Source organism: Xanthomonas sp. DAR 35659 (genome assembly GCF_041242975.1).
Classification (GTDB): domain Bacteria; phylum Pseudomonadota; class Gammaproteobacteria; order Xanthomonadales; family Xanthomonadaceae; genus Xanthomonas_A; species Xanthomonas_A medicagonis.
The window spans coordinates 2,117,149-2,130,619 of the sequence record NZ_CP162488.1 but is presented as its reverse complement, the minus strand read 5'-3'; the positions used below and the strand labels follow the sequence as shown (position 1 = coordinate 2,130,619).

At 70.9% G+C, this 13,471-nt stretch carries 10 protein-coding genes; 5 read left to right on the top strand and 5 right to left on the bottom strand.

Going from position 1 to position 13,471, the window contains the following annotated elements:
- Nucleotides 1–191: 191 nt before the first annotated feature.
- The gene (locus tag AB3X07_RS09070; RefSeq protein ID WP_369944159.1) at nt 192–632 is read left to right on the top strand and encodes a carboxymuconolactone decarboxylase family protein; all 441 of its coding nucleotides are present in this window, start codon (nt 192–194) and stop codon (nt 630–632) included.
- A gap of 142 nt (nt 633–774) precedes the next feature.
- Complete coding sequence (locus tag AB3X07_RS09065) at nt 775–1,674, top strand: dimethylarginine dimethylaminohydrolase family protein (RefSeq protein ID WP_369944158.1); 900 nt, start codon at nt 775–777, stop codon at nt 1,672–1,674.
- Nucleotides 1,675–2,283: 609 nt separating this feature from the next.
- Here the strand turns inward: AB3X07_RS09065 and AB3X07_RS09060 are convergent.
- Nucleotides 2,284–2,769, bottom strand: a complete 486-nt coding sequence (locus AB3X07_RS09060; protein ID WP_369944157.1) for a DUF6491 family protein — start codon at nt 2,767–2,769, stop codon at nt 2,284–2,286.
- Nucleotides 2,770–3,227: 458 nt separating this feature from the next.
- Between AB3X07_RS09060 and AB3X07_RS09055 the strand changes: the two genes are divergently transcribed.
- Entirely contained in the window at nt 3,228–4,811 is a 1,584-nt protein-coding gene (locus AB3X07_RS09055; RefSeq protein ID WP_369944155.1) for a vWA domain-containing protein, read from the top strand.
- A 239-nt stretch (nt 4,812–5,050) separates the two neighbouring features.
- On the opposite strand, the gene AB3X07_RS09050 is transcribed toward AB3X07_RS09055, so the two are convergent.
- Nucleotides 5,051–5,962: a M48 family metallopeptidase gene (locus AB3X07_RS09050; protein ID WP_369944154.1), complete on the bottom strand. Its 912-nt coding sequence runs from the start codon at nt 5,960–5,962 to the stop codon at nt 5,051–5,053.
- A gap of 81 nt (nt 5,963–6,043) precedes the next feature.
- Nucleotides 6,044–7,942, bottom strand: a complete 1,899-nt coding sequence (locus AB3X07_RS09045; protein WP_369944153.1) for a formylglycine-generating enzyme family protein — start codon at nt 7,940–7,942, stop codon at nt 6,044–6,046.
- A 102-nt stretch (nt 7,943–8,044) separates the two neighbouring features.
- Between AB3X07_RS09045 and rnd the strand changes: the two genes are divergently transcribed.
- On the top strand, nt 8,045–9,130 hold the full coding sequence (gene rnd, locus AB3X07_RS09040) for a ribonuclease D (RefSeq protein ID WP_369944152.1): 1,086 nt from the start codon (nt 8,045–8,047) through the stop codon (nt 9,128–9,130).
- Between the two features lie 533 nt (nt 9,131–9,663).
- Here the strand turns inward: rnd and AB3X07_RS09035 are convergent.
- On the bottom strand, nt 9,664–11,166 hold the full coding sequence (locus AB3X07_RS09035) for an aldehyde dehydrogenase (protein WP_369944150.1): 1,503 nt from the start codon (nt 11,164–11,166) through the stop codon (nt 9,664–9,666).
- Between the two features lie 64 nt (nt 11,167–11,230).
- Nucleotides 11,231–11,779 carry a cupin domain-containing protein gene (locus AB3X07_RS09030; RefSeq protein WP_369944149.1) on the bottom strand — a complete coding sequence of 183 codons (549 nt, stop codon included), beginning with the start codon at nt 11,777–11,779 and terminating at the stop codon, nt 11,231–11,233.
- 252 nt (nt 11,780–12,031) lie between these two features.
- Between AB3X07_RS09030 and AB3X07_RS09025 the strand changes: the two genes are divergently transcribed.
- Nucleotides 12,032–13,408 carry an aspartate aminotransferase family protein gene (locus tag AB3X07_RS09025; protein ID WP_369944148.1) on the top strand — a complete coding sequence of 459 codons (1,377 nt, stop codon included), beginning with the start codon at nt 12,032–12,034 and terminating at the stop codon, nt 13,406–13,408.
- The last annotated feature ends 63 nt before the right edge of the window (nt 13,409–13,471 follow it).

Sequence of the window (13,471 nt, the reverse complement as noted above, 5' to 3'; positions counted from 1 at the left end):
CCGTGGCAGGCGCAGGCCGCGGCCGGTGCCGTCGACCCCACCCGACGCAACATCCGCCGGTTGCGCGGACCTGATCGTCGGCCCGCGCCCGGACAATGGTATTGGGCGTTCTCGCCAGCCCTGTCACGCCGACGCGCCGCCGCACGTCCTGGTGGCGAAGGCGGCCATTGCGGCCGTCATGGACCCGCACCATGCATTTCCATCGCATCGACTACACCCGCCACGAACCCACCGCCTTCCGCGCCCTGCTCAGCGCCAGCCAGCAGGTGCACGACGGCGTGCTCGGCCACGACCTGGCCGAACTGGTGTTCCTGCGCGTTTCCCAACTCAACGGCTGCAGCTACTGCATCGACATGCATGCCACGGCCCTGCGCAAGGCCGGCCTGGAGCCGCGCAAGCTCGACACGGTCGCCGGCTGGCGCGAGAGCCGCTTCTTCGACGCCCGCGAACGCGCCGCGCTGGCCTGGGCCGAAGCGCTGACCACCCTGCCCGCCGGCGCGCCGTCGGATGCCTGCTACGACGCATTGGCCGCGCATTTCGACGCGCAGGGCATCAGCGCGCTGACCATGGCGATCGCCCTGATCAATGCCTGGAACCGCCTCGGCGTGGGCCTGCAACCGGCCCTGCCGTAAGCGCAAGCGCGGGCGACGCACCACGACGTCGCCCGCCTCCCCATCCCGAATCCCCCATCCCCAATCCCGGCTCTCCACAGACACGCGCCCGCAACACGCCCGCGCTAGCGTTCGCGCATCACCAGCACGGAGCGAAGCCGGCATGATCGAGAAATTCGGCGCGGGGAGCATGGTCGAACACGATGCGGACACGGCGCTCGCCGAGCTGTCGCCGCAGTCCGGCGCGCAGGGCGGCCATCGCCTGCTGATGTGCGCGCCGCGGCACTTCGCGGTGGACTACGTGATCAACCCATGGATGGAAGGCAACGTCCATGCGGCCAGCCGCGAGCGCGCGCAAGCGCAGTGGAACGCGCTGGTGGCCGCGGCCGAGGACGCTGGCGCCCGGGTCGAGTGCATCCCCGCCGCCCCGGGCCTGCCGGACATGGTGTTCAGCGCCAACGCCGGGCTGGTGCTCGGCGACCGCTTCGTCCCCAGCCGCTTCCGCCACGCCGAACGCCGTGGCGAGGAAGCGCTGTTCACCGCCTGGTGCCGCCAGGCCGGCCTGCGCATTCTCGAACTGCCCGAGCAGGTGTACTTCGAAGGCGCCGGCGACGCGCTGCTGGACCGCGGCACGCGCCGGCTGTGGATGGGCCACGGCCACCGCAGCGACCTGGCCGCCGCGCACGAACTGACCGACCTGCTGGACATCGAGGTGGTACCGCTGCGCTTGGTCGACGCGCGCTTCTATCACCTGGACACCTGCTTCTGCCCACTGCGCGACGGCTACCTGCTGTACTACCCGGCCGCATTCGACGCCGACGCGCAGCAGGCGATCGTCCAGCACATCCCGGCGTCGCGACGCATCGCCGTCGGCGAGGCCGACGCCCTCGCCTTCGCCTGCAACGCGGTGGACCTGGACGATACCCTGCTGCTCAATCGCGCCTCGCCCGACCTGTGCGCCGCCTTGGCGGCCATCGGCTACCGCGTGGTGCAGACCCCGCTGGACGAATTCCTCAAGGCCGGCGGCGCGGCGAAGTGCCTGACGTTGCGGCTGGACGAATAGGCCGAGCGCGGCGTCGCTTGATTGGCCGCTGCTTGGGTCGTGGACTTACGTTCAGAGGCTGATGCGAGTGCAGGCGGTCGCGGCTGAAGCCGCTCCTACAGAAAGCAGCGGAGTCCTGTAGGAGCGGCTTCAGCCGCGACAGGCGCCATCGCAGAGAGCCGGGATTGGGGAATCGGGAATGGGGATTGGGGGCTGGATGCAGACGTTGGGATCGCCGCGCGTCACATGCCGCTGTAGGAGCGGCTTCAGCCGCGACAGGCACTATCGCACAGAGCCGGGATTGGGGAATCGGGAATGGGGATTGGAGGCTGGATGCGGGCGTTGGGATGGCCGCGCGTTGCATGCCGCTGTAGGAGCGGCTTCAGCCGCGACAGGCACTATCGCCCATCGCGAAAGTCGTTTTCATAGAGAACAAATCGGACCCGCCATCGCGTCACACCACAGCGCAACTTCGCATCCGCCGACGGTGCAGCGGCGCAGAACCACACCTCCCATGGTTCGCAGCGCGCTGCGCCAGCGCTGACAAAAGGCCTCGCATCCGCCAGCAGCGCCTTGCCCGCAGGATCCAGGTGAAGGCCCAACGCCCCTCACCCAGCGACCTCCAGTGCCCTATTCGCCCGTCGCCGTCGCATCGCCGGCCTTCTGCTCCTGCGCCTGCTCCGCCCGCTCCTGCACCTTGGCCTCGCGCAACTCCTTTTCCGAGATACGCAGCGCCTTCACGTCCAGCGGGCGGATGCTCTGGATACGGCACGGCAGGCGAATGGTGGGCGATGCGCCGCCGAAGACCAGCACGTCGTCCAACCGCGCCGAGACCCGGTTGCCGAAGTGGGTGATGGCGATCGTGGGCGCGAAATCCAGGTCCACGCAGCGCCCGGTCAGCTCCAGCAGATAGGCCTGGTTCGGGCGCGTCCACACCGCCAGCGCGCTGTCGCCGAGCGCGGTCCAGCCGCTGAGCCGGTTGAAGTATTGGAAATCGCGCACCGGCGCGGCCGCGTGGGCGCGGTACAGCGCTAGGCGCTCGTCGTCGCTGAGCCGGTTGGTCGCGCAGCCGGCCAGCGCGGCCAGTGCGAGCAGTGACAGCAAGAGGCGTGGCATGGCGAGGGCTCCCGGTACGGTCGGCACATGATGCACCCGCCGCGGGCCGGGTCCGAGGCCCGCCCCCGCACCACATTCAGGTCCTGGGCGGCATCGGCCAGCGACGCCGCGCGTCCGCCGCGCCGAGGCTCAACCCCGATGCCGGCATTCGCGCGTTTGTTGCCTCGGACCCACACCGAGTGCCCATCATGTCGCCACGCCCATCCCGTTCCCCCCTGCCTGCCCTGATCCTCGTCGCGCTATTGGCAGGCTGCAGCACCACCGCCAGCGACGAGCGCGGCGCCACACGCGCCCCGGCCTCGACGACGGCATCGGCACCGGCAACCACGCCAATCGCCACCACCGCAGCGCCCGCCGCCCCTGCGGACGCGGCGCGCCTGCCCGAACCCACACAACCACGTATGGTGAGCTCGCCCGCGCCTCCGGCGCCTCCGGCGCCTTCCGCGCCATCCGCGCACATGCTGGTACGTTTGTCGGCCAACAGTGCGCAAAGCGATGTGCGCCTGCCCATGGCGGCGACGGCGCAGCCGCCGCTCGACCGCGAACACTACGAACACCCGACGGACAATCCGGTGCACAGCGCGCGCGAGCAGCCGCTGTCCACCTTCTCCATCGACGTGGACACCGGCAGCTACACCAACGTGCGACGCATGCTGCGCGACGGCCAGCGCCCGCCCGCCGATGCGGTGCGCGCGGAGGAATTCATCAACTACTTCGACTACGCGCACCCGGCGCCGCTCGGCACCGACACGCCGTTCCGCGTCACCACCGAACTGGCCGCCGCGCCCTGGAACCCGCAGCGGCAACTGCTGATGATCGGCATCAAGGGCTATGACGTCCCGCGCAAGGCGCTGCCGCCGTCGAACCTGGTGTTCCTGATCGACACCTCCGGCTCGATGGAGTCCGCGGACAAGCTGCCGCTGCTCAAGCAGGCCTTCGCCATGCTGGTGCCGCAGCTACGCGCGCAAGACCGGGTGTCGATCGTGGTCTACGCCGGCTCGGCCGGACTGGTGCTGCCGCCGACGCCCGGCGACCGCCATGCCGAGATCCTGGCGGCGCTGGAGCGGTTGCAGGCCGGCGGCAGCACCAACGGCGGCGACGGCATCCGCCTGGCCTATGCCACCGCGCGCCAGAGCTTCATCCCCGGCGGCAGCAACCGGGTGATCCTGGCCACCGACGGCGACTTCAACGTCGGCACGATCGATCGCGGCGCGCTGGAGACCCTGGTCGCCGACCAGCGCCGCAGCGGCGTGGCGCTGAGCACGCTCGGCTTCGGCAGCGGCAACTACAACGACGCGATGGCCGAGCGCCTGGCCGATGTCGGCGATGGCGCCCATGCCTACATCGATTCGGCGCGCGAGGCGCACAAGGTGCTGGTGCAGCAGATGCAGGCCACGCTGCTGACCATCGCCCGCGACGTCAAGATCCAGGTCGAGTTCAATCCCGCGCAGGTCGCCGAGTACCGCCTGATCGGCTACGAGAACCGGATGCTGGCGCGCGAGGACTTCGCCAACGACAAGGTCGATGCCGGCGACATCGGCGCCGGGCACAGCGTCACCGCGCTGTACGAGATCACCCCGGTGGGCAGCACCGCGCAGCGGCTGCCGGCGCTACGCTATGCCGACCAGGCACCTGCGAAGACGGCGCTGCATGCCGGCGAACTGGGGCAGTTGCGGCTGCGCTACAAGCTGCCCGGGCAGCAGCGCAGCCGCCTGCTGCAGAGCACGATCGCGGCGACGCCGACGGCGCGGCCGAGCATGGACCTGCGTTTCGCCGCCGCGGTCGCCGCCTATGCCGACCTGTTGCGCGGCGGCAGCCACATCGATGGCTGGGATTGGGCGGGAGTGACCGCCGCGGCGCGCGCGGCGATCGGCGAGGATCGCAACGGCAGCCGGCGCGAGTTCGTCGAACTGCTGGGACTCGGGGAGCGCCTGGCCACGCCGCGAGCGGCGGACGCGCAGACCGCAGCCGATGCGGCCGCCGCCGCAGCGGATGCGGCCGTGGACGCCGCGGCCGCGGCGATGCCGGCGCATACGCGCTGAGCCCGGCATGCACGGGCGGCGGCGCACGCTGGCGTGCGCCGCCCGGCGAAGACGCCTACAGGGCACCTCTGATAGCCCGCTTTCGCCGCAATCAAGCCGGAGGCAGTTTGCCTTGAGGGAGAATTCACCCGCGACGAGGCGTTCCTGGTAGAGCCCGTCGCGGCTGAAGCCGCTCCTACAGGACGCTTTCGACGTTACTGGGGCTCATCTACAGTCGCCCGCGGCACCTTCCACCCTCCTCAACGCTGCGCTGTCTGCGCCGATTCGCAAAAGCGCTGCCGGTACTCCATCGCCTTGGGCATCATCGCCTGCAGGTTCTGGATCCGCGTCCCCGGATTGGGATGGGTGGACGCGAACTCCGGCGGCGCCTGGCCACCGCTGCTGGCACTCATCCGCTGCCACAGCGGCACCGCTTCCTGCGGGTCGAAGCAGGCTGCCGCGGCCAGCATCAGTCCGACCTCGTCGGCCTGGGTCTCGTGGCCGCGCGCGTACGGCAGCAGGTAGCCGTAACCCATCGCCGCCATCGCCATCTGCTGTTGTTGCGGATCCATGCCGCTGGCCGCGCCGGCCATCTGTCCGATCTGGGTCAGCTTCTGCTGCGCCATCCGCTGCGCACCGTGGCGCAGCAGCGCATGCGCGATCTCGTGGCCCATCACCACCGCCATCGCATCGGCGTTCTTGGCCACAGGCAGCAGGCCGGTGTAGACCGCCATCTTGCCGCCGGGCAGGCAGAACGCATTGGCCTGCTCGGATTCGATCACGTTGACGTCCCAGTCGAAGCCGCGCGCGTAGTGCTTGGCCTGCATGCCGTGCTCGGCGGCCAGCGCGTCCTCGACCACATCGACCTTGGCGATCAGCCGCTGCGCGATCGCGCGCACCTGCTGCGCCACCTGCGATTGCGGATCGACCGGACGCTCCTGCGCCAGGATTTCCCGGTAGGCCTGCAGGCCCAGCGCCTTCTCGTCCTCGACGCCGAGCGAATTGTCGATCAGCACCTTCTCGCCGGTGTACGGATCCTCGCTGCGGTTGGAGAACCAGTAGAACCCGGCATACACCGCGAAACCGAGCAGCACCAGCCAGCGGATGCCGCCCAGCGGCCCGCGCCGGCTACCGCCCTGTTCCCCGCCCTGGCGGCCGAAGACGTTGCTCATGTCCCATCCCCTTGCTGGCTGGTCGGCGGCGAGGATGCCGGCCGGTGAAGGCACTGTACCCACGCCGCGCGCGCGGCCGCGTCAAATTCCGCGCACCAGGCGGAAACCGACCCGGGCGCTGGTGGTGTCGGAGTCCTGCATCAGCCGCCAGGCGGCCCGGGTCTGCTCCGGCGCATTGGCCCAGTTGCCGCCGCGCACCACCCGCGAGCGGCATCCGGGGTTGAACCAGGCGTTGCCGTCGGCGGGCGCGCGGCGGTAGCTGGAATGCCAGCAATCGGCGACCCACTCACTGAGGTTGCCGCCCATGTCGTGCAGGCCCCAGGCATTGGCCTTGAAGCTGGCCACCGGCGCCGGCCCCCAGAAGCCGTCGGCGTAACCGACGAAGGCGTTGTTCCAGTGGCGGCCGCTGGGCGAGACGTCGCCGCTGCCGGTGAAGTTGCCGGCGCCGCGCGGCGGGATGCCGGCATTGCCCCACGGATAGCGGCCGCGGTTGCCGGCGCGCAACGCATACTCGAACTCGGCCTCGCTGGGCAGCCGGTAGTGGCGCCCGGTCTGCGCCGACAACCAGGCCGCGTAGGCTTCGGCATCGCGCACGCTGACGTGCATCACCGGGCTGTTCGGCGCGGCGCGCGCGCCGTTGTAGTCCGACTGCCAATCCACGCCGCTGCGGCGCACGAAGTTGCCGCTGCGCTCGTCGTAGACGATCGAATGCCCGCGCCGGGTCGCGCGCGGCCGCGCGCCGCTGGCCTCGACGAAACGGCGGAACTCGGCCACCGTGACCTCGGTGATCGACATCGCGAAGCCGCGCTCGAAGCGCACGTAGTGCTGCGGCTGCTCCGCCGGTGCCGCGCCCGGCTCGCTGGCGCCGGCCCCCATGCGGAAACCGCCGTGCGGCACCACGATCATCTGCGGCCCGCGCTCGCCGCTGCTCATGCCGTCGGTGAACACCTGGCCCGGACGGAAACTGCCGTAGTGGGTGGCCAGGTCGATGCGCTCGCGCAGCATCGCCGCGACCGGATCGCCCGGGTCGGCGATGCGCAGCACCTCGCCCAGTTTCTCGCGCGCGGCCTTCAACCCGGCCGGCGTGGCCAGGTCGCGCAGGCCGGCATCGCGCAGGCCGGCGATGCGCGCGTTGCGCACGGCCTCCACCCGCAGGCGCGCATCGCGCACGGTGGCGGCGTCGTCGCGGATGCGCGCCGCGCGCGCCAACCAACTGCCGGCGGCGGCGAAATCGGCCCCCGCCGCGGCCGCTTCGGCGCGGCGGATCAGCGCACTCTCCACCGCCGCCACGCCTTGCCGCGCGCGCGCGTCGCTGCCATCGAGTTGCAGCGCTTCGTGGAAATTGGCCAGCGCGCCATTGCCGTCCTCGCCCAGGCGACCGGCGCGCAGGTCCTCCTCGCCGGCGCGGTTGTAGGCCAGCACCCGCTGCGCCAGTTCCACCCGTTGCTGCAGGCGCCGCACCGCCGGATCGTCGGCGTCCAGCGTCATCGCCACCATCGCGATGCGGCCGGCCTGCTCCAGCGCCTGCGCCTGCTGCTCCTGCGTCTGCAACAGCGCATCGCCGCGCTGCAGCAGCCGCAGCCGCGCCTTGCGCAGCCCGGCGCGCGCGGCCGGGTCCTGCGGCGCCAGCGCGCGGATCGCCAGGTACAGCGGGATCGCCGCGTGCGCGTCCTCGAACAGGCGGTCCTCGGCCAGCGCGCGCGCGGCGTCGCGGCGGGCCTGGGCCAGGCCGCCGCGCGCCAGCGTGGGCAGCGGCGGCTGCCAGCGCGCCACCGTCTCGGCCGCGTCCTCGCCACCGATGGTGACGCTGGGCGCCTGCACCGGCTTGGCCGCGGCCGCGGGCGCGGCGGCTGGCTTGGCGGGCGCCGACGGCGCGGGCGCGGGCGCGGGCGCCTGCCCCGTACAGCCGCCGAGCAGCGCGGCCAGCAGGGTCCAGACGATCACAGGGCCGCTCGTGCGCACGCTTCCTCCCAACGACATTGCCTTTCGATAGCGCTCGCGCCATCCCGTCCGTGCGGCCGGCGGGCCGACGTTAGGCTATTCTCGCCTGCCTGAGCAAACCCTGCATTCGACGGAAACCACGTGCCCTATTGGATCAAGCAACCCGCCGAGCTGGCCGAGCGACTGGCGCAGCGCCCCGCCCGGATCGGCCTGGATACCGAATTCGTCCGCGAACGCACCTACTGGCCGCAACTGGCGCTGGTGCAGATGGCGGTGGCCGACGAGATCCTGCTGATCGATCCGCTGATCCCCGGCATGCCGCAGGCGCTGGCGCCGTGGCTGGCGGACCCGGCCATCCTCAAGGTCATGCACAGCGCCAGCGAAGACCTGGTGGCGTTCAAGTGCGCCTGCGGCACGCTGCCGCGGCCGCTGTTCGACACCCAGATCGGCGCCGGCCTGGCCGGCCTCGGCGCCGGCATGGGCTACCAGAAACTGGTGCTGGAGATCACCGGCGTGCACCTGGCCAAGGGCGAGACGCGCTCGGACTGGCTGCGCCGCCCGCTGTCGCCGGCGCAACTGGAGTACGCCGCCGACGACGTGCGCCATCTGTTCGCGATCCACGACGCCTTGCAGCAGCGCTTGCAGGCGCTGGGCCGCGACGCCTGGCTGCACGAGGACGGCGAGCGCCTGCTCGGCACCGTCGAGCACGACGAGGGCGAGCGCTGGCCGCACCTGGGCATGCGCGCGGCGCAATTCATGGATCGGCCGTCGCAGCGGCGCCTGCTGCGCCTGCTGCGCTGGCGCGACGCGCAGGCCCGGCACAGCGACAAGCCGCGCAGCTGGATCCTGGACAACGAACTGGCCGCCACCCTGGCGCGCGTGCCGCCGGCCGACCGCCAGGCGCTGCAGGGCGTGCTCGACAAGCATCCCAAGGCGCCGCGCAAGCTCGGCGACGCGTTGTGGCAGGCGCTGACCACGCCCTTGCCGGACGAGGACGAGGCGCCGCTGGCGCTGGCCGCCAGCGACGACAACAAGGCCGCATTGAAGCGCCTGCAGGACGCGGTATCCGCGCGCAGCGCCGAACTCGGCCTGGCCGACGGCCTGCTCGCCTCGCGCAAGCACCTGGAAGCGCTGCTGGAAAGCGGCCAATGGCCGCAGCCGCTGGCCGGCTGGCGCCGGCGCGAACTGGAACCGACGCTGCAACCGCTGCTGGGCAACGCGGGCTGACGTGCGCGGCGCGCAACGCGCCGGTACCTGCGCGCAGTCGGACGAGAAACTGTGCAGGAGAGGCCTGATCGCCCCCGGTGCCAGAGGCTATCGACGCCGCAACACGCCGCCGTTTCAGTATCCACACTGCAGCGGCGTAGACCGTCGAAGCCCGCGGCCTGGTCGCGATCCCGCCGTCGCTCCTAGGCAATCGCGCACGGGCCGATGCGATTCAAGGGCACTTCTAACAACTACGGCTCATGTGCTGTATGAGCGGTTCCAAACGCGACGAGACGTTCCAGTACGCCTGTCGCGGCTGAAGCCGCTACTACAGGGCAAGCTGCATCGGGCTTGATCCGGCTCATTGTGGCGCAAGCAGGGCACTAAAGATTTGCCCTCACGCCGCACAGGTCACCAAGCTGCCACTGCGCATCCGTACGCACGACGGCCGAGGCCGCAACTCGGGCTGATCCCGTGATGGGCTGGTTCACAGCCATATCGCCAGCCCCGGAATCCGCTTTTACCAATCCCGAATCCCCATTCCCCATTCCCAGCTAAACCGCCAGATTGATCCACGTCGCCTTCATCTCGCTGTACTTGTCGAATGCATGCAAGGACTTGTCGCGGCCATTGCCCGACTGCTTGTAGCCGCCGAACGGCGCGGTCATGTCGCCGCCATCCCAGTAGTTGACCCACACGCTGCCGGCGCGCAGCGCGCGCGCCACGCGATGCGCGCGGCCGATGTCGCGGGTCCACACGCCTGCCGCCAGGCCGTACTCGCTGTCGTTGGCCATGCGCAGCGCATGCGCCTCGTCGTCGAAGGCGATCACCGACAGCACCGGGCCGAAGATCTCCTCGCGGGCGATGGTGTGCTCGTGGCCGACCTCGTCGAAGATGGTCGGCTCCACGTAGCAGCCGCCGGGCACCACCTCCACGCGCTTGCCGCCGAGCAGCAGCCGCGCGCCTTCCTCGCTGCCGCGGGCGATGTAGTCGAGCACGCGGTGGGTCTGGGTCTCGTCCACCAGCGCGCCCATCGCCGCGTCGGCGTCTAACGGATGCCGCGGCTGCAGCGCACGGCCGGCGGCGACCACGCGGGCGACGAAGGCGTCCTTGATCGAACGCTCCACCAGCAGGCGCGAGGCCGCGGTGCAGACCTCGCCCTGGTTGTAGAAGATCGCGCCGGCCGCGGCCTGCGCCGCCTGCTCCAGGTCCGGCGCGTCGGCGAACACCAGGTTCGGGCTCTTGCCGCCGCACTCCATGTAGGCGCGTTTCATGTTCGACAGCCCGGCGCATTGCAGCAGGCGCTTGCCGACCGCGGTGGAGCCGGTGAACACCAGCCCGTCCACGTCCATGTGCAGCGCCAGCGGCTCGCCGGCACTCTTGCCGAAGCCCGGCACCACGTTGAACACGCCGTCGGGAATGCCGGCCTCGGCGACCAGCTCGGCCAGGCGCAGCGCGCTCAGCGGCGATTTCTCCGAGGGCTTGAGCACCACCGAGTTGCCCGCGGCCAGCGCCGGGGCGATCTTCCACGCCGCCATCAACAGCGGGAAATTCCACGGCACGATCGCACCGATCACGCCCAGCGGTTCGCGGGTGATCAGGCCCAGTTCGTCGTGCCCGGTCGGCGCCACTTCGCCATACAGCTTGTCCACCGCCTCGGCGGTCCACGCCAGGCAGCGCACGGTGGCCGCCACGTCCACAGTGCGCGCGTCGCGCACCGGCTTGCCCATGTCCAGCGCTTCCAGCAGCGCCAGTTCGTCGGCATGCTGTTCGACCAGGTGCGCGAGCTTGAGCAGGGTCTTCTTGCGCTGCGCCGGCTTGGCCCGCGACCACTGCCCGGCGTCGAAGCTGCGCCGCGCGGCGGCGACCGCGCGTTCGATGTCCTCGGCGCCGCCCTCGGCGACCCGGCCGAGCACACGCCCGTCGATCGGGCTGATGCAGTCGAAGGTCTTGCCGCTGGCGGCATCGACGTAGCGGCCGTCGATGAAGGCCTGGGTGCGTAGCTGCAGCGTGTCGGCCAGCGCCTGCCAGGCTTCACGGGTGCGGGGTGCGGTCATCGGACGCTCCGGATCGGGAGAAAGGGATGGATGGCGCGTGGCGCGGTCGCCGCCGGCGCGCCGCTCAGAACGTGGCCGGCGTGTTGGCGCTGACCAGCACCGCGGTCTCGCTGCCGACGTTGCGGAACCGGTGCGGCACCCGGCTCTCGAAATAGTAGCCCTCGCCGGCGCGCAGCACGCGCACCTGCGCGCCGACGGTGATTTCCACCTCGCCGGCCACCACCACCCCGCCTTCCTCGCCCTCGTGCACCAGCATCGTGCTGCCGGTGTCGCTGCCCGGCGGCATCACTTCGCGCAGGATGCACATCTGCCGCTGCGGGCGGTGCTGGCCGACCAGGTAGTAGTGGATGCCGTCGCTGCCGACGTCGGGCAGTTCGTCGGCGCGGTAGAACGGCGCGTCGGCCACGCCGAGGTCCAGGTCCTGGGTGAAGAACTCCGCCAGCGAGATCGGGATGCCGTCCAGCACCTTCTTCAGCGAACTCACCGAGGGACTGACCTTGTTCTGCTCGATCAACGAGATCGTGCTGTTGGTCACCCCCACCCGCTTGGCCAGCTCGCGCTGGCTGAGGCCGTGGGCGGTGCGAACCCGATGCAGGCGGGCGCCGATGTCCATCGCGGGAGGAAGGCCTGAGGGGTGTTGCCGATACTTTACACAGCCCGCCCCGAGGGTCAATTTGCCGCGTGTCGCGCGGTGCGGCCGGGCGCATTGCGGGACGTGGCACGCTTCGCGGCGGCGCGCCAGGTCCTTGCGGCGCCCGCTCGCGCCGCGAGCAGCGGCGCGGGCCCGGCGGCGCGCCGACGCGACCGCCATCGCCGCCGCGGTTGGTGTAAAGTTTTTTCAACACTTCTCGACGTGGAGCCTGTGATGCGCACCGAGCCGCCTCCCTCTGCCCAGGCGCTGGCCGACCACTACGCCGCGCAGGCCACGCAGGCGCCGGACGGCATGGAGGCGTTCTGGATGCCGTTCACCGCCAACCGCCAGTTCAAGGCGCGGCCGCGGCTGCTGGCCTCGGCCGAGGGCATGCACTACCGCAGCGTGGACGGACGCAGCATTCTCGACGGCACCGCCGGGCTGTGGTGCTGCAACGCCGGGCACGCGCGACCGCGCATCGTCGAGGCGGTGGCGCGGCAGATCGCCACGCTGGATTTCGCGCCGACCTTCCAGATGGGCTCGCCGCTGCCGTTCGTGCTCGCCGAGCGGCTGGTGGAGCTGGCCCCGCCGGGCCTGGACCACGTGTTCTACACCAACTCCGGCTCCGAGTCGGTGGACACCGCGATGAAGATCGCGCTGGCCTATCACCGCGCCCGCGGCGAAGGCCAGCGCACCCGCTTCATCGGCCGCGAGAAGGGCTACCACGGGGTCGGCTTCGGCGGCGTCTCGGTCGGCGGGCTGCCCAACAACCGAAAGTGGTTCGGCCCACTGCTGCCTGGCGTGGACCATCTGCGGCATACCCTGGACATCGCGCGCAACGCGTTCTCGCAGGGGCTGCCCGAGTACGGCGCGGAGCTGGCCGACGATCTGGAGCGGCTGATCGCGCTGCACGACGCCTCCACCATCGCCGCGGTGATCATCGAACCGATCTCCGGCTCGGCCGGCGTGGTGCTGCCGCCGCAGGGCTATCTGCAGCGCATCCGTGCGCTGTGCGACACGCATGGCATCGTGCTGATCTTAGACGAGGTCATCACCGGGTTCGGCCGTGTCGGCAAGGCCTTCGCCGCGCAGCGCTTCGGCGTCACCCCGGACCTGATGACCACCGCCAAGGGCCTGACCAACGGCTGCGTGCCGATGGGCGCGGTGTTCGTTTCGCACGCCATCCACGACGCCTTCGCGCACGGCCCGGCCGGCGCCATCGACCTGTTCCACGGCTACACCTATTCCGGCCACCCGCTGGCCTGCGCGGCGGCGCTGGCGACGCTGGACACCTACGCCGAGGAGAACCTGTTCGACAGGGCGATCGAACTGGGCGACTACTGGCAGCAGGCGATCCATGCGCTGAAGGGCTTGCCGAACGTCCTCGACATCCGCAATTTCGGCCTGATCGGCGCGATCGAGCTGGCGCCGCGCGATGGCGCGCCGGGTGCGCGCGCCTACGAGATCTTCGAGCGCTGCTTCCACGAGGGCGACCTGCTGATCCGCGTCACCGGCGACACCATCGCGCTGTCGCCGCCGCTGATCGTGGAGCGCGCGCACATCGACCGGATCTTCGCGGTGCTGGCCGACATGATCCGCGACACCCCCTGACTCCCCCGCCCCATCCCAACCCGCTGGCGCTGCCCACGCGCGCCGCATGCCTGGAGAACCGCT